This is a genomic window from Micromonospora sp. NPDC002389 (assembly GCF_040296095.1).
In the GTDB taxonomy this organism is placed as follows: Bacteria; Actinomycetota; Actinomycetes; order Mycobacteriales; family Micromonosporaceae; genus Micromonospora.
This window is the reverse complement of the sequence record NZ_JBEOWP010000006.1, coordinates 108,580-129,432: the sequence shown is the minus strand read 5'-3', so window position 1 is coordinate 129,432 and position 20,853 is coordinate 108,580. Positions and strand designations below refer to the sequence as shown.

The following is a 20,853-nucleotide window of genomic DNA, read 5'->3' as shown; positions in this document are numbered from 1 at the left end:
GTGCGTGACGGCCTCCGCGGCCTGACCACCCGCGGTCGATCCTTCCTGGCCGCCGCGCTGGCGGCCGCCGTCTCCGCCGGCATCCTCGGCGAGAAGGACCTGCTGCGGGTGGCCGTGCTGCTGGCCGTCCTCCCGCTGCTCGCCGCGCTCTACGTCGGCCGCAGCCGCTACAAGCTGGCCTGTCACCGCTCGCTGGACCCGCACCGGGTGCCGGTCGGCGCCACCGCCCGGATGGTGCTGCGGTTGCAGAACCTGTCCCGGTTGCCCACCGGCACCCTGCTGCTGGAGGACCGACTGCCGTACGCGCTCGGCAGCCGGCCCCGGGTGGTGCTGGAACGGCTCGGCGCGCACCAGGCCAGCTCGGTGGCGTACACCGTGCGGGCCGACGTGCGCGGCCGGTACGAGGTGGGGCCGCTGGTGGTCCGGATGACCGACCCGTTCGGTCTGTGCGAACTGAGCCGGGCCTTCCCGGGCACCGACTCGCTGACCGTGGTGCCGCAGGTGGTGCCACTGCCGGCGGTGCGGCTGCCCGGTGAGTACGCCGGCAGCGGCGAGAGCCGGGCCCGCTCGGTGGCGGTGCACGGCGAGGACGACGCGGCGACCCGCGAGTACCGACGCGGCGACGACCTGCGCCGGGTGCACTGGAAGTCGACCGCGCGCACCGGGGAGCTGATGGTGCGCCGGGAGGAACAGCCCTGGGAGAGCCGCGCGACCGTCCTGCTGGACACCCGCGCGTACGGCCACCAGGGCGACGGCCCGACGGCCAGTTTCGAGTGGGCCGTCTCGGCCGCCGCCAGCATCGCCGTCCACCTGCGTCAGGCCGGCTACAAGCTGCGCCTGGTCACCGGCTCCGGCGCGGACGTGAACGCGACCGAGGGTGCCGGTGACGGCTTGCTGCTCGACCAACTCGCGGAGGTCCGGCTGGACCAACGCGTCGAGATCACCACCCTGGTGCAACACGTCCGGCAGCGCTCCGACGGCGGCCTGATCATCGGCGTCTTCGGGTCGCTGAGCACCGCCGAGGCGGAGGTGCTGTCCGGGCTGCGGGCGAACGGCGCCACCTGCGTCTGCTTCCTGCTGGACAGCTCCGCCTGGCTGAACCTGCCGGCACCGGCCCGGGCCGAGGCCGACCAGGCACACGACACCGCCGCGCTGGCGCTGATGCAGTCCGGCTGGCGGGTGATCGGCGTCGACCACGGCGGCCGGTTGCCGGCGCTCTGGCCGCAGGCCGGCCGGGGCTCGCAGGGGTTCGCCCTGCGGGCCGCGATGGCCGAGACGGTGGCCGGCGGCGTGCGATGAACGGAAGGTCCCCCTCATGATCGCCCATCGGAACCTGGGTCTGGTGGCCGCCGCCGCGACCCTGCTCGCCGCCGCGCCCCTGTCGGCCATCTTCGAACGGTGGACCTGGCTGGTGCAGGCCGTCATCGCGGTGGCCGCGGTGGCCGCCGCGGCGGCCCTGGCCCGGCTCGGCCGGACCCCGCTGTGGGCCCAGATCCTGGCCATGGTCGCCGGCCTCACCCTGGCCCTGACCTGGCTGTTCCCCAGCGGCGAGGAACTGCTCGCGGTGCTGCCCACGCCGGCCACCTTCGGGCACTTCGCCGAGTTGCTCAGCACCTCGGTCGACGACATGCGCTCGCACGGCGTGAAGGTGCCCGACACCGACCCGCTGCTGTTCATCACGGTGCTCGGCGTCGGCGGGGTCGCGGTGCTGGTGGACGTGCTCTGTGTCGGGCTGCGCCGGCCCGCCCTGGCCGGTCTGCCGATGCTGGCCATCTACTCGGTGCCGGTGGCGGTCTACGTGGACAGCGTCCCGCCGCTGCCGTTCGCCATCGGAGCCGCCGGCTTCCTCTGGCTGCTGGTCACCGACAACGTCGACCGGGTCCGGCGGTTCGGCCGGCGGTTCACCGGCGACGGCCGCGACGTCGACGTCTGGGAGGCGTCCCCACTGGCCGCCGCCGGACGACGGCTGGCGGTGGTGGGCCTGGCGCTGGCCGTCCTGGTGCCGTTGGCCATACCGGGCATGACCTCCGGTCTGATGAGCAACCTGAACTCCGGTGTCGGCAACGGTCTGGGCGGGCAGGGTTTCGGCGGCTCCCCCGGCCGGGTCGACCTGTTCGCCGCGCTCAGCGGCACGCTCAACCAGTCCGAGACCACCGACCTGGTGACGGTGACCACCACCGAGGAGGATCCGTTCTACCTGCGCTTCGGCGTCGCCGACGAGCTGCGCGGCGACGGCTTCCGGGTACGCGGTCCGAACGGCGGCCGGGTCACCGGTGAGCTGCCCGACCCGTCGGACCAGCAGGTACGAGGGGTCGAGCGGACCCGGCACCGGGCCACCGTGGAGGTGACCCGGGCCCTGGCCATGCCGCTGCTGCCGGTGTACGCCGAACCGGTCGACTTCACCGACCTGGACCGGAACTGGTTCTACGACCAGGACCTGCAGGTGGTCTTCTCGAACCGGGAGAACTCCCGGGAGAAGTCGTACTCGTTCGACTACGTCCGCTCGACGTACACGCCGCAGGCCCTGCGCTCGGCCCGGGCGCTGTCCGCCGACGATCCACGGCGGGTCCAGCAGACCGTCACCCCCGACGTGCCCGAGGTGCGGGCCCTGGTGGCAAACCTGATTCGGGGCCAGCGCACCGAGTACGACAAGGTGCGCGCGATCTACGACTACTTCTCCGAGGACAACGGCTTCACCTACCAGCTCAGCACCGAGCAGGGCACCAGCGGCCAGGAGATCCTCGACTTCCTGGAGAACAAGGCCGGCTACTGCCAGCAGTACGCGGCGGCGCTGGCCTGGATGGTCCGCGACGCCGGCATCCCCGCCCGGGTGGCCTTCGGGTTCACCAACGGCAGCCGGCGTACCGCTGACACGCTCACCCTGACCAACCGGAACCTGCACGCCTGGACCGAGGTGTACTTCGACCAGATCGGGTGGGTGCCCTTCGACGCCACCCCGACCTACGGCGTGCCGGGCTCGGCCCGCTCCGCCTGGGCGCCGGACGTCGACGCCCCGGAGGAGAACACCCCGCAGACCGACCCCACGGACGCGCCCGACGCGGACGACCCGTCGGCTGGACCGGACGCCGGACCGAACCAGTTCGAGGAGGGCGACGACCCGGCCCTCGGCGCCGCCCCGGGCGCGCCCACCCAGCAGGCACCGCGCTGGCCCTGGCTGCTCGCCGTGGGCGTACTCGCCCTGCTGGCCCTGCTCGCCGTGCCGGCGCTGCGCCGACTCGCGCTGCGCCACCGGCGAGGTCGGCCCGCGCCGGTGATCCGGACGGTCGACGCGTCGGAGGCGACCGCCACCGGGGAGCACCGACCGGCGATGACGGTCGGCGCCGACCCGGACCGGGCCCGGGCGGACGCACACGCCGCCTGGGACGAACTGCTCGACACCCTGGTCGACTACCGGATCCGGGTGGACCGGACGGAGACCCCCCGGGCGACCGCCGACCGGCTGGTCCGGGAGGCCCTCGCACCGGACACCGGGGCCGGCACGGCGGCCCGTCTGCTCGGCCGCGCCGAGGAGCGGGCCCGGTACGCGCGCGACCCGCTGACCGGCGAGCCGCTGCCCACGGCCCTGCGGACGGTACGCGGTGCGCTGGCCGAGCGGGCCGACCGGCGTACCCGACTGATGGCGACCGTGTTGCCGCCGTCGGTGCTGCAACGCTGGCGTACCACCGTCGCGGACACCTCGTCGCGGCTGGTGAACTCCGGCGGTCAGGTACGCCACCGGCTGCTGCGGTTCAGTCCGCGTCGGCTGATCGCGAACCGCGCGAGTCGCTGACCGCCGCCCGGACCGGGGCACGACGACACGGGCCGGGTACCGGTGGACATCCACCGGTACCCGGCCCGTCGTGGTTCTTCCTTCGCGGACATGGCCTTACATCGCCGCGTGGTCGTCTCCCGCCGCGGGTCTTTGCACGCCGCGTGGTCTTCTGTCGCCGCCCGTTGGGCAGCGCTCAGCGCGCCACGTCGCAGCCTTCGCCCTGGGCACCCCGAAGGGCACCCGGACGACACACGTCCGTCGCACGCCGGAACGTCCCGGACCGGTCAGGCCCGGGACGGATGTCCCGCCGTCAGGAACAGCGGGTCAGCGGTGCCCCTCCGGGCGCTGACGCCACCGGTCCTCCATCCGGTCGAGGAAACCCCCCGACCGGCGGCCGGACCGTCCCCGGGACCGGCGACGACTCGCCGTGCCTCCGACGACGTGCAGGTCCGGTGACTGCGCCCGACGGTGCGACTGCACCGCGAACGCGGCCGAGGCCAGCATGACAACGAATCCCGCCACTGCCAACGGCGGAGTCTTGATCACCGCGCCATAGACCAACAACGCCAGGCCAGCGACGATCACGCCGGCAGCGACGAGCAGGCGACGCCGCGCGTGGAAACGCGGGTCGCTGGCGCGCACGGCCGAGGCGAACTTGGGGTCCTCGGCAAGCGACCGCTCGATCTGCTCGAACAGCCGCTGCTCGTGCTCCGAGAGCGGCACGGCACTCCTCCCCGGTCACGTTGGTCGGTCCGGTCGGACCGACAGACCGTGGCAGCCAACCGGCTGCTTACCCGCAAGTCTACGAGGGCCCTCGCGCGTCGGAAAGCGGGACGACCTACGGCCGCGTCGGATTTTCATTTCGTCGGGGATCACGCCCACCGAGAAGACTGGCCGGTCCTATGACGGACCGCCCGAATCGGGCAGCCGCGGCGTCCGCCGCAACCTCCGCCTCGCGCCAGCCCCGCTCGGGCGCACCGAGCGCGAGCTGCCTCGGTGTCTCGTCCGCCGAAGTCAGACCCTCCGCCCGTACGCCGACGAGGCGAATCCGCTCACCCGGTGCCAGAGCGGTGTAGAGCGACCAGACCGTGTCGAACATCTCCCGGGCCACGTCGGTGGGCACGTCGAGGGTGCGCGACCGGCTCACCGTGCGGAAATCGGCCATCCGCACCTTGAGTGACACGGTGCGTCCCACCTGCCCGGCAGCGCGCAGCCGGCCGCCGACCTTCTCGGCGAGCCCCAGCAGCGTACGCCGGATCTCGGTCGGATCTCGGACATCGACGTCGAAGGTGACCTCCGCGCCGATCGACTTCTCCGCGTGCTCCGGGCTGACCCGACGCGGATCGCGTCCCCACGCCAACTCGTGCAGGTGCGCGGCCGCCGCCGCGCCGACCGCGGTCCGCAGCATCCCCGGCGGGGCCTGGGCCAGGTCGCCCACCGTCCGCAGCCCGAGCCGCAGCAGGCTCTGTTCGGCCCGCTCCCCCACCCCCCACAGGGCGGCCACCGGCAGCGGATGGAGGAAGTCGAGGACCTGCGCGGCCGGGACCACGAGCAGGCCGTCCGGCTTGGCCCGGGTCGACCCGAGCTTGGCCACGAACTTGCTCGACGCCACCCCCACCGAACAGGTCAGTTCCTGCTCGGCGGCGACCCGCTCGCGGATCCGGCGGGCGATCGCGGCCGGCGGGCCGAACAGTCGCCGGGCCCCCGCGACGTCCAGGAACGCCTCGTCCAGGGAGAGCGGCTCGACCAGCGGCGTGACGTCCCGGAAGATCTGCATGACCGCCCGCGAGGCGGCCGAGTAGCGACTGAAGTCCGGTGGCAGGAACACCGCGTGCGGGCAGAGCGCCCGGGCCCGCATCGTCGGCATCGCGCTGCGGACGCCGTACCGCCGGGCCTCGTAGCTGGCCGAACTGACCACGCCGCGCGGACCGACCCCGCCGACCACGACGGCCTTTCCGCGCAACTCCGGCCGGTGCCGCACCTCCACCGAGGCGAAGAAGGCGTCCATGTCGACGTGCAGGATCGAGCAGCCGGCGTCGTCGGAGTCCGGCCCGAACCGGGGATCGCCGCCCCGGGGCAACGACTGGCTGCGTCCCACCCCGGCAGGTTAACCCCGGGGTGGGACAGGCCAGCCGGTCAGCCCCGCAGCACCAGCAGCGGAATCGTCATCTCGGCCGCGGTGTCCGCCCCGTGGAAGGCCACCAGCCGGGACACCATCGGGCTCTCCGACCGGCTGGCCAGCACGGCGTACGTGTCGTTGCAGACCACCACCACGTCGCCGACCCGCTCCAGGTGCGCCTCGGGCACCGGCCCGAACCAGCCGGTGGCCACCGCCTCGTCCCGCACCATCACCCGGGCGGCGTCACCGAGCACGGCCGACCAGGCCGCCACCACGTCGGCGGTGGCACCCGGCGCGGTGTGCAGGTACCGCACCCGGGGCTCACCCGCGACCACCCGTACCCCGGCGGTCAGCCGGGGGTCGGTGTCCAGGTCGAACCGGTGCTCCGCGGGCACGTTGAGCTGGCCGTGGTCGGCGGTGACCAGCAACGCCCCGTCCGGCGGCAACCCGTCCACCAACCGGGCCAGCAGCCCGTCCACCTCGGCCACCGACGCCCGCCAGGGCGCCGAGTCGACGCCGCTGAGGTGCCCGTCCCGGTCCACGTCCGGGTGGTAGCCGGAGACCAGGGTCGGGCCGCGTCCGGCGGTCAGCGCGGTCAGCATCGTGGTGGCCACCGCGTCGACCCCGGCCGCGCCCCGGTAGTCCCCGCCCCGGTTCGCGGCAAGGGTCAGCCCGCTGCCGCCGAACTCCGGCCGGCTGACCACGGTCACCGCCACCCCGGCGGCCCGGGCCCGCTGCAACTGGGTGGCGACCGGCTGCCAGCGCAGCGGCGACGGGTCGCCGGACCACTCGATGTGGTTGAGCACCCGCTCGGTGCCGGGCACCCGCAGCGTGAAGCCGAGCACCCCGTGCGCGCCGGGCGCCGCCCCGGTGCCCAGGGTGACCAGGCTGACCGGGGTGGTGGAGGGGAAGCCGCAGGTGAGTGGCCGACCGGCCGCCGCGGTCAGCCCGGCCAGGGTCGGCGCGTACGGCGCGGCGGTCGGGATCTGGTACCAACCGAGCCCGTCGACCAGCAGCACCGCGATCCGGCGTACGCCGGGCAGGTCGACGCCGAGGCCGAGCAGGTCGGCGGCACCGGGCACGCCGAGCACCGCGAGCGCGCTGGGCAGCACGTCAGCGATGCTCCCCCCGCCGTACTCCGGCGCGACAGGTGCAAGGAAGGGCACCTTGTTAACGCCTGGTGCATAGGAGGGGACCCCTCCTAACACCGAGGGCTCCAACGCCGACCCGCCCGGGCCGGTCATGCCGGTCATGCCGGACGGCGGGCGAACAGGTGCAGTTGCGCCGCCAGATCCCGCCAGGGCGGCCGGGCGGCCAACGCCCGTTCCAGCTCCAGCAGGGCGCCCGGCTGGCCGTCCGCCACCGCCGCGGGCAACAGGTCGGCGAGCACGCGTACGCCGTGGATCTCCTCGACGGCGAGCCCGGCGGCGGCCAGCAGCGCGGTGGCGCCGTCGGCGTCGAAGCGTCGACGCAGCGTGTCCCGGGGGCCGGCGCTGCCGTCGGGGTCGGCGGCGAGCGCCGTCGCCACGTCCAGGTGGCCGTTCATCGCCCGGCCGAGCACCGCCGCCGCCCGCCCGGCGACCAGCACGCTGGCCGCACCGCCCGGCCGCAGCGCACCGGCCAGCGCGGCCACCACCGGCGCCGGGTCGTCGACGACCTCCAGGACGGCGTGGCAGAGCACCAGGTCCACGCTGGCCGGCTCGACCAGCCCGGCGAGCGCGTCGCCGTCGCCCTGCACCGCGCGTACCCGCTGCGCCACCCCGGCCTCGGCGGCCCGGCGGCTGAGCGCGGCCAGCGCGTCGGGGCTGGCGTCGACCACGGTGACCCGGTGCCCGGCCCGGGCCAGCGGCACGGCGAAGCCACCAGTGCCGCCGCCGACGTCGAGCACGGTGAGCTCGGCGGCGGGCCGACGGTCCAACTCGGCGCGGAGCACCGACCAGACCACGGCGGTACGGGGGGTGAGCGGCGGCCCGGCCGGATTCGGGGTCTGTTCCACCCGGTCGAGCCTAGGGCCTGCCCGGCCGATCATGCGCGGCGAGGCACGCCGTCGGGGCGGCGCGGGCCGACGACGGGACATGCGGCCGGCGGCGACCCGGCCAACGACCGGGCCGAGGCGGCGGACCGGACAGCGACCAGGGCGAGGCGACGGCGACCCGGGCAGCGACCAGGCCGAGGCGGCGGACGGTCAGCGGAAGTCGCGGGACGCGGGGCTGACCGGCGGCTCGATCGCGTCCAGCCGGTCGGCGACCAGGTTGACCACTCCCTCGTGCCGCTGCAACAACCCGCGCACCACAAGCGCGGCGCTGGTCCGGGCCACCCGCCGGTGCCGCTGCCACAGCCCCGGTGAACAGGTGACGTTGAGCATGCCGGTCTCGTCCTCCAGGTTGAGGAAGGTGACCCCGCCCGCCGTCGCCGGGCGCTGCCGGTGGGTGACGATCCCGCCGACCCGGATCCGTCGGCCCGGCTCCACCCGTCCCAGCCGGTCGATCGGTACCGCACCCAGGGCGTCCAGCCGGGGGCGGATGAACCGGGCCGGGTGGTGCTCCGGGGACAATCCGGTGGCCCACACGTCGGCGACCAGCCGGTCCACCTCCTCCATGCCGGGCAGGGTGGGTGCCGTCGCGCCGGTCACCGTGCCGGGCAGGCGATCCGGCCGGTCCTGCGCCGCCGCGCCGGCCGCCCAGAGCGCCTGCCGCCGGCTCAGCCCGAAACAGGCGAAGGCGTCCGCGGTGGCCAGCGCCTCCAGGTGGGCCGCGGTCAGACCCACCCGCCGGGCCAGATCCGGCATGTCGCGGTACGGCCCGTTCGCCGTCCGCTCCGCCTCGATCCGCTCGGCCACCGGATCGCCGAGGGTACGCACACTGGACAGCCCCAGCCGTACGGCCGGACCGCCCAGCCCCCAGGCGTGCGGCGGCTCGCCGGGCCGGCTGCCCCAGCGGGTCTGCGGGGTGGACTCCAGCACCGGCTTCGCACCGCTGGCGTTGACGTCCGGGCGGCGTACCTCCACACCGTGCCGGCGGGCGTCGTCGACCAGGGTCTGCGGCGAGTAGAAGCCCATCGGCTGGGCGCTGAGCAGCGCGGCCAGGAACGGGCCCGGGTGGTAGCGCTTGAGCCAGGAACTGGCGTAGACCAGATAGGCGAAGCTCATCGCGTGGCTCTCCGGGAAGCCGTAGCTGGCGAACGCGGTGAGCTTGCGGTAGACGTCGTCGGCCAGCTCCCCGGTGATGCCGCGCTCGGCCATGCCCCGATAGAGCCGGTCGGCGATCTTCGCCATCCGCTCCACCGACCGTTTGGCCCCCATCGCCCGGCGCAACTCGTCGGCCCCGGCCGCGTCGAACCCGGCCAGGTCGATGGCGAGCTGCATCAACTGCTCCTGGAACAGCGGTACGCCGAGTGTCTTCTCCAACGCGTTGCGCATCAGCGGGTGCGGGAAGGTCACCTCCTCCTGCCCGCTCTTGCGCCGGATGTACGGGTGCACCGAGCCGCCCTGGATCGGGCCGGGCCGGATCAGCGCCACCTCGACCACCAGGTCGTAGAACGTCCGGGGGCGCAGCCGGGGCAGGGTGGCCATCTGGGCGCGGCTCTCCACCTGGAACACCCCGACCGAGTCGGCCCGGCAGAGCATGTCGTAGACCTCCGGGTCCTCCAGCGACATGTCGCCGAGGTCCAGGCTCATCCCGATCATGTCGTACCCGTAGTGCAGCGCGGAGAGCATGCCCAGGCCGAGCAGGTCGAACTTGACCAGGCCGACGGCGGCGCAGTCGTCCTTGTCCCACTGGAGCACGCTGCGGCCGGGCATCCGGCCCCACTCCACCGGACAGACCTCGATCACCGGCCGGTCGCAGATCACCATGCCGCCGGAGTGGATGCCCAGGTGCCGGGGAAAGCCCGCCCACCTCCCCGAGCCACCAGTCAGTTCGTTGGCGTACGCGATCACCTGCTCGGGGATCTCCGGCACGTCCACCGTGGCCACGTCGCCCCACCGGTCGATCTGCTTGCTCCACGCGTCCTGCTGACCCGGCGAGAAGCCGAACGCCTTGGCCACGTCCCGCACCGCCGACCGGGGCCGGTAGGAGATCACGTTGGCCACCTGGGCGGTGTGCTCCCGCCCGTACCGGGTGTAGACGTGCTGGATGACCTCCTCCCGACGGTCGGACTCGATGTCCACGTCGATGTCGGGCGGGCCGTCGCGTTCCGGGGCCAGGAAGCGCTCGAACAGCAGCCGGTGCCGGACCGCGTCCACGTTGGTGATCCGCAACGCGTAGCAGACCGCCGAGTTCGCCGCCGAGCCCCGGCCCTGGCAGTAGATGTCCGCCCGCCGGCAGAAGTCGACGATGTCGTAGACCACCAGGAAGTAGCCGGGGAAGCCCAGCTCCTCGATCATGTTCAGCTCGTGGTCGAGCTGCGCGTACGCCTGCGGGTGCGCCTCGCGCGGGCCGTAGCGTTCCCGCGCGCCGGCCTCGGTGAGGTGACGCAGCCAGCTCATCTCGGTGTGCCCCGGCGGCACCGGGTACGCCGGCAGCCGGGGCGCGACGAGCTGGAGGTCGAAGGCGAGTTCCGCGCCGAACTCGGCGGCCCGGGCCACCGCCCCCGGGTACGCGGCGAACCGCGTCGCCATCTCGGCACCACTGCGCAGGTGGGCGGTGCCCGCAGCGGGCAGCCAACCGTCGATCTCGTCCAGACTGCGCCGGGCCCGCACCGCGGCGAGGGTGGTGGCCAGCCGTCGCCGGCCGGGGGTGGCGTAGTGCACGTTGTTCGTGGCGACCGTGGGCAGCCCGGCGGTGGCGGCCAGCTCGGCCAGCGCGTCGTTGCGGTCGCCGTCGACCGGGTGACCGTGGTCGGTCAGCTCCACCGCCACCGTCTCCGCGCCGAACAGCGCGGTGAGCCGGTCCAGCTCCCGGGCCGCCGCGTCCACCCCCTCGGTGAGCAGGGCGGACGGCACGTGCCCCTTGCGGCAGCCGGTCAACACCAGCACGTGGTCGCGCAGGTCGGCGGCCACCTCCTCCAGTTCGCCGTAGACCGGACGGCCCTTCTCCCCGCCGCGCAACTGGGCCCGGGCGATGGTCGTGGCCAGCCGCGCGTACCCCTCGTGGCCGTGCGCCAACACCAGCAGGTGGTTGCCGTGCGGGTCGGGTACGCCCTGCTGCGGGCCGGGCAGACCGAGGGACAGCTCCGCCCCGAAGATCGTCGGCAGGTCCAGCGCGCGGGCCGCCTCGGCGAAGCGCACCACGCCGTAGAAGCCGTCGTGATCGGTGACGGCGAGCGCGGTCAGCCCCAGCCGGACCGCCTCCTCGGCCAGTTCCTCGGGATGGCTGGCCCCGTCGAGGAAGCTGAAGTTGGTGTGCGCGTGCAGTTCGGCGTACGGCACCACACCGTCGGGGCGGGCCAGCTCGGGCGGATGGTACTGCTCCCGGCTCCGGCTCCAGGCCGGCGAGTCGCCGCCGTCGGCGTCGACCGCGAGGGGATCCACCACCCGCAGGTGCCGTTCACCCTCCCCGGTACGCCCGGAGAGCACCCGCTCCAACTCCGACCAGGGCAGCCGAGGATTGTGAAAACTCACCGTCCCACCCCACCCACCGAGATCTTGGTACGTTCCGGCCCTCCCAGGGGACGGAACGCACCAGGATTCACTTCCGCCTCAGTCATAGACCGCCTCCAGGAGCCACCGGCCGGCTTCGACGGCGAGCAGCAGGGCGCTGCCGTCGGCCAGGCTGATCTGGAAACGGGCCCGCCGACACGCCTCGACCGGGTCCCACCACCGCTCGTCGACCGGCCACGGGCCGGCCCAACCGACGATCTCGACCGGCACCCCGGCCCGGCCAGAGATCCCGGCCCACGCACCACCCCGGCCTGCGTCCCCCACCGCTGCACCACCCCGGCCGACACCCCCGACCGACACACCACCCCGGCCGACACCCCCGACCGACACACCACCCCGGCCGGCACTCCCGGCTGACCCGCCACCCCGGCCGACGGCTCCATCCGCCGGACCACCCGCACCGGCAGTCCCCGCCGGGGCGCTGCGCCGGGTGACCTGGGCACCGGCCTCCACCTCGATGATCAACTGGGCCGGTGGGGCGCTCACCGTCAATCGCGCGCTCACCACGACCGGTGCGCCGGTGGCGTCCAGCACGCTCGCGGTGAGCGGGGTGGGCAGCACCACGGCCGGCGAAGGCGGCGGCAGCCGCCCCGGCCAGGACGGTACGGCCGGCCCGGAACTCGCCCGGCCACCGACCCGACCCGGCCTGCCCTCGGACCCGGCCCCGGACCAAGCAGCGGCACTCGTCCCGGTGGAGTGACGGGCGCGCGGCGTGCCGCCGTCGGCACCGACCGGGACGGGCGGCACGACCCCACCGGTTCCGGTCAGCCACGACGCGCCGCCGTGGCGTTCGACTGGCTCGCCCGGCAACGGCGCGGCGCCGGGACGGGCCGGCAACCGTTCGTCACCCCAGGGCACCAACCGGGTCTGGTCAGCCGGCGACCGGCCCCCACCGAGTACGGCGGTGACCACCGACTCCGGGCCGAGCAGGCCCTGCACCCGGCTCAGCGCCCGGTGTGCCCGCTCGCGTTCCGCACCGGTCTCGCCCCACAGCCCCGCTTGCAGACCGGCCTGGGCCAGCACCCCGTCCGGCACCAACCGCAGCCGGACGATCCCTGCGGTGGGCCGGGGCGGCCGGTCACCGCCCCGCCGGCCACCACCGGAGAGCCAACCGTCCAGTTGCCAGCGGACCCGGTCGGCGATCGCCGCCGCGCTGAGCAGGCCGTCGTGCCGCCAGACCCGGTGCAACTCCTGGCCGTGCGCGGTCACCGCCTCAATGCCGAGCCGGGTGCAGGCCAACCCGTGCCCGGCGAGCCGCTCGTGCAGCCGCTCGGCCAGCGTCCGGGCCGCGAACGCCGCCACGTCGACGCGCTCGATCGGCTCGTCCAGGTCGGCGGTGACCGTCAGGTCCACGGGTGGGCGTCGGACCGCCAGTGGCCGGTCGTCGCCGCCGGTTGCCAACCGGTGGGCCAGCGCCCCGTCGAACCCGAACCGGGCCAGCACGTCACCGGCGGCCAGCGCGGCGAAGTCGCCGAGCGTACGCACCCCGAGCCGGCGCAGCAGGTCGGCCAGGGCGGGTCGCCCGAGTGCCTCGACCGGCTGGACGGCCAGGAACTCCGGCGTCCCACCCGGCGGCACGATCCGCCCCTCCCGCGCGGCCAGCCCGGCGGCGAACACCCCGTCGGCGATGCCGACCTGGCTCTCCACCGCGCAACTCTGCGCAACGTGCTCGACGATCCGCTCGGCCGCCGCCTCCTCACCGCCGAAGTACCGGACCGGTCCCCGGGCGGCCAGCGCACAGGCACCCGGGCGGACCACCTCGACCCCGACCGCCACCTCCTCGACCGCGGCCACCACCGGCTCGAACGCCCGGGCGTCCCGACCGGGATCGTGGTCGACGACGGTGAGCCCCGGACAACGTCCCTGCGCCTCCCGTCGGCGCAGCCCCCGACGCACCCCCTCGGCACGGGCCTGCTCGGAGCAGGCGACCACCCGGTTGGCGTGCAGCACCGCGACCGGCCCGGTGGCAGGCACCCCGTCGACGATCTCGGCGGCGAGCACCGGCCAGTCCGGGCACCAGAGCAGCAGGGTCCGAGCCGACGTGCTCATGTCGGCGCTCCGCGCCGCCACGAGCCACCACGGAACCTATGGCTCGCTCGCTGACGCTCACTCACGCCCGCCGCTCCGCGCCGCCACGAGCCACCACAGGACCGGTGACGCTCGCTCATGTCGCGCGCTCCGCGGTGTGGGGGGAGGCCAGCACGCGGAACCGGGCGGGGTGTGACCGGGCGGCGGTGGTGGGGCGGGGGATGACGCGGGTCAGCTCGTCGCCGGGCAACCACACCGTGAGCTCCTTGGCGCGGGCAGCCGCGCCCCGCCCGTGTGCCGAGATGGTCACCTCCCGGCGGCGCAGCCGTCCCCGCCCCGCCCCGAGTCCCTCCCAGGCGCCCCGGACCACCTGGAGTGTCAGGTCCGCCCCGTCCCACCGGCCGTACGGCACGAGCACGCTGCCGCGTTGACGGGCCCGGGCGGCCAACCGGGCGGTGACCGAGGTGGAGACGGTGGCGGGTACCGCGGTCACCACCACGTCGACCCCGTCGATGAGCGCGGCGACGACGGTGGGCCACTCGGGGCCGGGCTGCGGCACCAGGGCGAGCCGGTCCAGGGCGATCCCGGCCTCGGCCGCCGCACCGGCGCCGAAGGTCGGCATCCCGACCACGGCGCACCAGGAACCGGCCCGGGACGCCTCGGCGAGCAGGGCGAGCAGCAGCGAGGTGGTACCGCTGTGCCGGGGCTGCCCGACGCCGACCGCGATGGTGCTGCCCCGTCGCAGTCCACGACCGGGCAGCAGCCCGGTCAGCTCGGGGCGGACGGGGAGGATCCGGTGGCCACCTGCCGGGTCGGGTGCGCTGGCCGGACGCACCAACCCGGCCAGCGCGGCGGAACCGACCACCATGCGGCCCGCCATCGGACCTACCCCCCGTCGTGTCGCCACCGGGTGCCGCCGGTGGGTGGTGCTGGTCAGGCGACGAGACCGTCGATCGCCGGCTGATGTGCCAGGCCGAGCGCGGCCTCCACCACCGTCACGAACTCCTCGGCGGCGCGGAGCAGGTCGTCGGCCTCCCGGGCGGTGACCACCCGGGGTATGCCGGCCTCGGCGGCGGCGCGCTTGCCGGCACCGAGGGCGAAGTAGGCGGCCCACTCGTCGAGCTCGGGGGCGACGACCGCGAGCAGGACCCAGACGCTGGTGATCCGGTTGCGTCGGGTGGGTGCGGGACGGGCGCGGGCGGCGAGCACCGCGGCGGCGGCGCGCAGCGCCGCGAGGTGGGCGGCGGCGTACCGGAGGCCGTCGGGGCCGGTCCGGGCGGCCTCGGCGAGGCTCTGCCGGGCCACGGTGAGCAGTTGGGCGGGAGTGCGGTGCGGCAGCACGTGCGCGGGCACCGTCGGTGCCTGGGCCGGACTGGTCGGCATGGTCTCCTCCACGTGGGCCGGAGCGGGGCGGTCGCGCGACGGGGTGGACCCGTCGGCGCGGTACGCGCCCGCGGCGGGCGGTGCGGAGGAAGACGCACCAGATGGGTGGCCGGCCGGGTGCGGAGCTTCCCCACACCACACCCGGCCGGCGTTACCGGCGGGTCCGTCGGCCGCCGCCCGGGGGTCGTGGGCGGCGGCCGACGGCCTGCCTGACGGGTCCGGACTCGCGACTGCCCGGAGCCCAGGTGCGATCCGCGGCACCGCACCTGTCGGGAGCCGGTGCCGCGAAACACCCGCCCCCGAGGGGTCGGAACGAACGCTCGATGTGCGCCGGCAACGCCAGCTATCGAACACTCGTTCTAACTACTGCTGACAGTACACCTTCCCCCCGACGAAAACGCAACGTGTGACGCGCCGGGTCAGCCGCATGACCTGACCTGGTCGGGGCGACCGGTCCGCAGGGCGTGGCCGGGTGCGCCGACCGTCGGCGTACCGGGAAGAATGGCGGGATGCAGTCACACCCGAACGTCCAGGCGGTGCAGGACGCGCTCGACGGCCCGTACACCCGCAACGGCTCCGGCAAGCGGGCCCTGGTCCGGCTGCTGCCCGACGCGGTGCACACCGCGGCGGCCGCCGCCGAGGCGCTCGGTGTCGACGTGGGCGCGATCGCCAACTCGCTCGTCTTCGACGCCGACGGTGCACCGCTGCTGGTGCTCACCTCCGGCGCACACCGGGTGGACACCGACGTCCTGGCCGCCCGGCTCGGGGTCACCCGGCTGCGCCGGGCCACCCCGCAGTTCGTCAAGGAGCACACCGGCCAGGTGATCGGCGGGGTCGCCCCGGTCGGTCACCCGCGCCCGCTGCGTACGCTCGTCGACACCGCGCTGGAGAAGTACGACGAGGTCTGGGCCGCCGGTGGCGTGCCGCAGGCGGTCTTCCCCACCACGTACGCCGAACTGCTGCGGGTCACCCACGGGACCCCGACCGACGTGGCGTGAATACCACCGAGACCGTCCCCGAGCTGGTCACCCTGCACGTGTGGCGGATTCCCCGGGCCGCCCTGGGCCGGGCCTTGGGCCGGATGGCGCTCGACCCACGCCGGCTACGCGCACTGCCCGGCGTACGGTTCGGCAAGCTGCTCGGCACCGGGACCGGCACCGGCTTCGGGCCGGGCGACGCCGACCTCACCCGCTGGGCGGCGCTGACGGTGTGGGACTCCCCCGCCGCAGCGGCCCGGTTCACCGGCTCGCGGGTGGAGCGGGCCTGGTCTGGCATCGCCCGGTCGGGCGTCCGGGTCGACCTGCGCCCACTGACCAGCCGGGGCGAGTGGTCCGGCCGGCGACCGTTCGGCGAGCCGGCCGGTGGGCCGGTCCACGGGCCGGTGCTGGCGCTGACCCGGGCCCGGCTGCGGCCCGTGCGGGCGCTCACCTTCTGGCGGGCGGTCCCGCCGGTCGCCGCCGCCCTGCACACCGCGCCCGGCCTGCTGGCCCGTTTCGGCGTCGGCGAGGCGCCCCTGGGCTGGCAGGGCACGGTGAGCGTGTGGCGGGATCCGGCGGATCTGGTGGCGTTCGCGTACCGTCACCCGGAGCACCGGGCCGCGATCACCCGCACCCCGACCGAGCGGTGGTACGCGGAAGAACTCTTCGCGCGATTCGAGGTACGTGACGTGGTCGGTGACCGGACGGTACTGGGGTGGGTCGGCGACGCGGACGACCCGGCGAAGGGTGAGCGGGCATGAGGTTGGTGCGGTGGACGCCGGACGATCTCCTCCGGCGGCTGGACGACGTGGTCGCCGTCTACGGCGAGGCGATGGGATACCGCGCCGACCTGTTGGAGGCCCGCCGTGGCTACATCGCCACCCACGTACGCCGGCCCGGTTTCCGCGCCGTGGCCAGCCTGACCAGCGAGGGGCACCTGGCCGGCTTCGGCTACGGCTACGTCGGCGGACCCGGACAGTGGTGGCACGACCAGGTCTGGCGGGCGCTGGAGCAGGGCGACCGCAAGCGCTGGCTGACCGACTGCTTCGAGGTGGTCGAGCTGCACGTCCGGCCACCGGCGCAGGGGCACGGCCTGGGCGCCGGTCAACTGCGCGCCCTGCTCACCATGGCCGAGGGCGCCACCACGCTGCTGTCCACCCCGGAGGCCGACGAGAGCACCTCGCGCGCCTGGCGGCTGTACCGCCGGTTCGGCTTCGTCGACGTGCTGCGCGACTTCCGGTTCCCCGGCGACGAGCGCCCGTTCGGCGTACTCGGTCGGGACCTGCCCCTGCCGGGGCCGACGCCGCCGGCCCGTCCCGGACAGCCATGACGCCGTCCGCCCACCGTGCCCGGGTCTACGCCTGGGCGATGCTCGCCCTGCTGGTGCTGGCACAGATCGGCTATCCGTTGACCGACGGGACGACCCGGGCCCGGCTGACCGTGGCCACCGTCGTGCTGGGCTACCTGCTCTCGGTCGGCCACGCGTTGCTGTCCCGGGGGCCGCGTACGGCCGCGGCGCTGATCGCCACCGCGACCGGGGGCGGGTTCGCCATCGAGGCGCTCGGCGTCGCCACCGGCTTCCCGTTCGGCAGCTACGACTACTCGGGACAGCTCGGCCCGAAGCTGGCCGGCGTACCGCTGATCATCCCGCTGGCCTGGACCTGGATGGCCTGGCCGGCGTGGCTGGTGGCGACCCGGCTCACCGCGCGGATCGCGGTGGCGGCGGGCCGCTGGCGGTGGCCGACCCGGATCGCGCTGGCCACCGTCGGCCTGGCCACCTGGGACCTCTTCCTCGACCCGCAGATGGTGGCCGAGGGGCACTGGGTGTGGCGGGACCCGACCCCGGCGCTGCCCGGCCTGCCCGGCATCCCGATCAGCAACTATCTCGGCTGGCTGCTGTTCGCGGTGCTCATGATGACCGCGCTGCGTCCGCTCGCCGGACCGGCCGTGGACACCACCGACCACACCGACCATCCGTTGTACGCGCTCTACCTGTGGACGTACGGCTCCAGCGTGCTGGCCCACGCGGTCTTCCTGGACCTGCCCGCCTCGGCGCTGTGGGGTGCGGCCGGCATGTCGGTCGTCGCGGTGCCGCTGGCGGTCAGCCTGCTGCGGCAGCGCCGAACGGGGCACACCGACAGCGAACCCCGGCTCCGCGCCGACGTCCCGGCATGAGCGAGCCTCGGCGAGCGAATCATCGACGCAGTGCGGAAGTGCCTCATGACGGCGCGCAGCGAAGCGAAGCGCCGGCATGAGCGAGCCTCGGCGAGCGAATCATCGAAGTGACTCATGGCGGCACGGAGCGCCGGCATGAACGCGATCTCGGCCCTGTTGTTCGGCGTGCTCGTCGTGCTGACCGGGCACACCCTGGTCAACGCCGGCCGCTGGCTGCGCCGTCCCGCGTCGGGGCCGGTCGAGGTCACCGAGGCGGTGACGGTGCTGCTGCCGCTGCGCGACGAGGCCGCCCGGGTGACCCCGTGCCTGCGGTCCCTGCTCGCCCAGCGTGGCGTACCCGGGCTGCGGGTCGTGGTGCTCGACGACGGGTCCACCGACGGCACCGCCGACGTGGTCCGCGCGGTGGTCGGCGACGACCCCCGGGTCACCCTGGTCACCGGGATCGCGCCGCCGCCGGGCTGGCTGGGCAAGCCGCACGCCTGCTGGCAACTGGCCGACCGCGCCGACCCGTCTACCACCGCGCTGGTCTTCGTGGACGCCGACGTGGTGCTCGACCGGTACGCGGTGGCGGCGGCGGTGACCGAGCTGCGGGCCGCCGGGGCGGCGCTGCTGTCGCCGTACCCACGGATCGTGGTGCGGACGGCGGCGGACCGGCTGGTGCAGCCGCTGTTGCAGTGGCTGTGGTTGACCTTCCTGCCGCTGCGCGCGATGGAGCGTTCGTCCCGGCCGTCGCTGGCTGCGGCGGGCGGTCAGTTCCTGGTCGTGGACCGGGCCGGTTACCTGCGGGCCGGTGGGCACGCGGCCGTGGCCGACCGGGTGTTGGAGGACATCGAGCTGGCCCGGGCGGTGAAGCGGTCCGGCGGCCGGATCGCCCTCGCCGACGGTTCCCGGCTGGCCACCTGCCGGATGTACGACGACTGGCCGCAACTGCGCGACGGCTACACCAAGTCGCTGTGGGCCTCGTTCGGGCATCCGCTCGCCGCCGCCGTGGTGACGTCCCTGCTGCTCCTGCTCTACACCGCGCCGCCGCTGGTCGCCGTCGGCGCGCTGCTGGCCGGCGCGCCCGTGGTGGCCGGGCTCGCGCTGTCGGCGTACCTGTTGGGGGTGGCCGGGCGGGTGGTCAGCGCACGCGCCACCGGCGGGCGGGCCTGGCCCGACGCGCTGGGCCACCCCGTGTCGGTCGCGGTCCTCGGTTGGTTGACCGTACGGTCGTACCATCTGCGCAAGCGGCGGCGCCTGTCCTGGCGCGGCCGACCGGTCGGCTAGGCCCTGGTAGGCCCACTCTGGGAGGACATCGCATGGCGCGGATCGTGGTCGTCGGCGCCGGAGTGGGTGGACTGGCGGTCGCCGCCCGGTTGGCCGTCACCGGGCACCAGGTGACCGTCCTCGAACGGGCCGACACGGTCGGCGGCAAACTCGGGCGGTACACGCACGACACCGCCTCCGGGTCGTTCCACTTCGACACCGGTCCCAGCCTGCTCACCCTGCCCGGGATCTTCCACGAGCTGTTCGAGGCGACCGGGGCCAAGCTGGACGAGTACCTCGACCTGGTCGAACTGGACCCGATCGTGCGGCACGTCTTCCCCGACGGTGGGCCGGTGCTGGACTCCTGCGCCGACCCGGCGGAGTTCGCCGCCCGCATCGGCGCCACCCTCGGCGACCGGGCGGCGGCCGACTGGCAGCGGCTGTGGCGGCGTGCCGCCCGGGTGTGGCGGGCCTCCGAGCACGACATCCTGCGCCGTCGCGTCGACTCGCCCCGGGACCTGACCCGGCTGGCCTGGCGGCTCGGCGACCTGGCCGCCATCCGGCCCGGGCAGAGCCTGCGCGGGCTGGGTCGTGCCCACCTGTCCGACCCTCGGCTGCGGATGCTGCTGGACCGGTACGCCACCTACACCGGCGCCGATCCGCGCCGCGCGCCGGCCGCGCTGGTCGCGGTCCCCTACGCGGAGTTGGCGTTCGGCGGCTGGTACCTGCGCGGCGGGCTGGGCAGTCTCGCCGACGCGCTGCTGTCGCGCTGCCTGGACCTCGGCGTGGTGGTCCGCACCGGCGCCACGGTCACCCGGATCGACGCGGCGGGCGGGCGGGTGCACGGCGTACGCGTCGACGGGCAGACCGCCCCGGTGCCGGCCGACGTGGTGGTGGCCAACGTCGACGCGCTCACCGTCTATCGGGACCTGCTGCCCGACCCGCGCCGGCTGGCCGGGCTCACCGACCGCAGCCTGGCCGGTTTCGTGCTGCTGCTCGGTGTACGCGGCGACTCCGGGCTGGCCCACCACACCGTCTTCTTCCCGCACGACTACGACGCCGAGTTCGACGCGATCTTCGGTGCCCCGGGGCGGGGCGTACGCGCCCGTCCGGCCACCGACCCGACGGTCTTCGTCACGGTGGCGGACGACCCGGCGGTCCGCCCGGCCGGGCACGAGTCGTGGTTCGTGCTGGTCAACGCCGCCCGCCACGGCACCGCGCCCGGTGCGGTGGACTGGCGGCGGCCGGGGCTGGCGGCGGCGTACGCGGACCGAATCCTGGACGTGCTGGCCGAGCGGGGCATGGACGTCCGGGACCGGTTGGTGTTCCGCGAGATCCGTACCCCGGCCGACCTGGCCGACTCCACCGGCGCGCCGGGTGGAGCCATCTACGGCACAGCCGGTGGTCTGCTCCGCCCCGCCAACCGGGGGGCGGCGCACGGACTGTGGCTGGTCGGCGGCTCCAGCCACCCGGGCGGCGGCCTGCCGATGGTGACGCTGTCCGCGCAGATCGTCGCCGACGAGATCGGGCCCGCCTGGTAGGTGGCGGGGTGGGG

At 74.8% G+C, this 20,853-nt stretch carries 16 protein-coding genes; 8 read left to right on the top strand and 8 right to left on the bottom strand.

The annotated features are described in order from the left end of the window. A complete protein-coding gene (locus ABT008_RS13590; RefSeq protein WP_350696347.1) occupies positions 1 to 1,299 on the top strand; it encodes a DUF58 domain-containing protein in 1,299 nt (432 codons plus the stop codon). Positions 1,300 to 1,315: 16 nt separating this feature from the next. Then, the gene (locus ABT008_RS13585; RefSeq protein WP_350696346.1) at positions 1,316 to 3,790 is read left to right on the top strand and encodes a transglutaminase TgpA family protein; all 2,475 of its coding nucleotides are present in this window, start codon (positions 1,316 to 1,318) and stop codon (positions 3,788 to 3,790) included. A 306-nt stretch (positions 3,791 to 4,096) separates the two neighbouring features. Here the strand turns inward: ABT008_RS13585 and ABT008_RS13580 are convergent, their stop codons facing one another. The 8 genes from ABT008_RS13580 to ABT008_RS13545 all read right to left on the bottom strand — a co-directional run bounded on the left by ABT008_RS13580 (position 4,097) and on the right by ABT008_RS13545 (position 14,901). Then, a complete protein-coding gene (locus tag ABT008_RS13580; RefSeq protein ID WP_131056765.1) occupies positions 4,097 to 4,495 on the bottom strand; it encodes an SCO2097 family morphological protein in 399 nt (132 codons plus the stop codon). A gap of 115 nt (positions 4,496 to 4,610) precedes the next feature. Next, entirely contained in the window at positions 4,611 to 5,870 is a 1,260-nt protein-coding gene (locus tag ABT008_RS13575) for a DNA polymerase IV (protein ID WP_350696344.1), read from the bottom strand. Between the two features lie 38 nt (positions 5,871 to 5,908). Beyond that, positions 5,909 to 7,135, bottom strand: a complete 1,227-nt coding sequence (locus tag ABT008_RS13570; protein ID WP_350696342.1) for an alkaline phosphatase family protein — start codon at positions 7,133 to 7,135, stop codon at positions 5,909 to 5,911. Positions 7,136 to 7,140: 5 nt separating this feature from the next. After that, the gene (locus ABT008_RS13565; protein WP_350696340.1) at positions 7,141 to 7,920 is read right to left on the bottom strand and encodes a methyltransferase domain-containing protein; all 780 of its coding nucleotides are present in this window, start codon (positions 7,918 to 7,920) and stop codon (positions 7,141 to 7,143) included. A 156-nt stretch (positions 7,921 to 8,076) separates the two neighbouring features. After that, complete coding sequence (locus ABT008_RS13560) at positions 8,077 to 11,451, bottom strand: error-prone DNA polymerase (protein ID WP_350696338.1); 3,375 nt, start codon at positions 11,449 to 11,451, stop codon at positions 8,077 to 8,079. 78 nt (positions 11,452 to 11,529) lie between these two features. Then, a complete protein-coding gene (locus tag ABT008_RS13555) occupies positions 11,530 to 13,539 on the bottom strand; it encodes a DNA polymerase Y family protein (RefSeq protein WP_350696336.1) in 2,010 nt (669 codons plus the stop codon). A gap of 115 nt (positions 13,540 to 13,654) precedes the next feature. Beyond that, on the bottom strand, positions 13,655 to 14,398 hold the full coding sequence (imuA', locus tag ABT008_RS13550; protein WP_350696335.1) for a DnaE2-dependent mutagenesis accessory factor ImuA': 744 nt from the start codon (positions 14,396 to 14,398) through the stop codon (positions 13,655 to 13,657). Positions 14,399 to 14,451: 53 nt separating this feature from the next. Further along, positions 14,452 to 14,901 (bottom strand): SAV_6107 family HEPN domain-containing protein, encoded by a 450-nt coding sequence (locus tag ABT008_RS13545; protein WP_117228470.1) that lies wholly within the window; start codon positions 14,899 to 14,901, stop codon positions 14,452 to 14,454. 509 nt (positions 14,902 to 15,410) lie between these two features. Here ABT008_RS13545 and ABT008_RS13540 point away from each other — a divergent pair. The 6 genes from ABT008_RS13540 (at position 15,411) to ABT008_RS13515 (ending at position 20,839) form a co-directional block, all read left to right on the top strand. Then, positions 15,411 to 15,899: a YbaK/EbsC family protein gene (locus ABT008_RS13540; RefSeq protein WP_350696334.1), complete on the top strand. Its 489-nt coding sequence runs from the start codon at positions 15,411 to 15,413 to the stop codon at positions 15,897 to 15,899. Then, a complete protein-coding gene (locus ABT008_RS13535; RefSeq protein ID WP_350696332.1) occupies positions 15,896 to 16,639 on the top strand; it encodes a monooxygenase in 744 nt (247 codons plus the stop codon). The genes ABT008_RS13540 and ABT008_RS13535 overlap by 4 nt, the downstream gene beginning before the upstream one ends. Further along, complete coding sequence (locus ABT008_RS13530) at positions 16,636 to 17,208, top strand: GNAT family N-acetyltransferase (protein WP_350696330.1); 573 nt, start codon at positions 16,636 to 16,638, stop codon at positions 17,206 to 17,208. The genes ABT008_RS13535 and ABT008_RS13530 overlap by 4 nt, the downstream gene beginning before the upstream one ends. Beyond that, positions 17,205 to 18,053, top strand: a complete 849-nt coding sequence (locus ABT008_RS13525) for a carotenoid biosynthesis protein (protein WP_350696329.1) — start codon at positions 17,205 to 17,207, stop codon at positions 18,051 to 18,053. The genes ABT008_RS13530 and ABT008_RS13525 overlap by 4 nt, the downstream gene beginning before the upstream one ends. Before the next feature lie 135 nt (positions 18,054 to 18,188). Further along, positions 18,189 to 19,319, top strand: coding sequence for a glycosyltransferase family 2 protein (locus ABT008_RS13520; protein WP_350696328.1), 1,131 nt, complete (start codon positions 18,189 to 18,191; stop codon positions 19,317 to 19,319). 32 nt (positions 19,320 to 19,351) lie between these two features. After that, positions 19,352 to 20,839 carry a phytoene desaturase family protein gene (locus ABT008_RS13515; protein WP_350696327.1) on the top strand — a complete coding sequence of 496 codons (1,488 nt, stop codon included), beginning with the start codon at positions 19,352 to 19,354 and terminating at the stop codon, positions 20,837 to 20,839. Positions 20,840 to 20,853 lie beyond the last annotated feature (14 nt).

What these genes read in the sequence shown, in the direction of transcription:
- ABT008_RS13565 (WP_350696340.1), bottom strand. Translation starts at nt 7,920, where the DNA reads ATGATCGGCCGGGCAGGCCCTAGGCTCGACCGGGTGGAACAGACCCCG.
- ABT008_RS13570 (WP_350696342.1), bottom strand. Translation starts at nt 7,135, where the DNA reads ATGACCGGCCCGGGCGGGTCGGCGTTGGAGCCCTCGGTGTTAGGAGGG.
- ABT008_RS13525 (WP_350696329.1), top strand. Translation starts at nt 17,205, where the DNA reads ATGACGCCGTCCGCCCACCGTGCCCGGGTCTACGCCTGGGCGATGCTC.
- imuA' (WP_350696335.1), bottom strand. Translation starts at nt 14,398, where the DNA reads ATGGCGGGCCGCATGGTGGTCGGTTCCGCCGCGCTGGCCGGGTTGGTG.
- ABT008_RS13540 (WP_350696334.1), top strand. Translation starts at nt 15,411, where the DNA reads ATGCAGTCACACCCGAACGTCCAGGCGGTGCAGGACGCGCTCGACGGC.
- ABT008_RS13555 (WP_350696336.1), bottom strand. Translation starts at nt 13,539, where the DNA reads ATGAGCACGTCGGCTCGGACCCTGCTGCTCTGGTGCCCGGACTGGCCG.
- ABT008_RS13585 (WP_350696346.1), top strand. Translation starts at nt 1,316, where the DNA reads ATGATCGCCCATCGGAACCTGGGTCTGGTGGCCGCCGCCGCGACCCTG.
- ABT008_RS13545 (WP_117228470.1), bottom strand. Translation starts at nt 14,901, where the DNA reads ATGCCGACCAGTCCGGCCCAGGCACCGACGGTGCCCGCGCACGTGCTG.
- ABT008_RS13515 (WP_350696327.1), top strand. Translation starts at nt 19,352, where the DNA reads ATGGCGCGGATCGTGGTCGTCGGCGCCGGAGTGGGTGGACTGGCGGTC.
- ABT008_RS13530 (WP_350696330.1), top strand. Translation starts at nt 16,636, where the DNA reads ATGAGGTTGGTGCGGTGGACGCCGGACGATCTCCTCCGGCGGCTGGAC.
- ABT008_RS13520 (WP_350696328.1), top strand. Translation starts at nt 18,189, where the DNA reads ATGAACGCGATCTCGGCCCTGTTGTTCGGCGTGCTCGTCGTGCTGACC.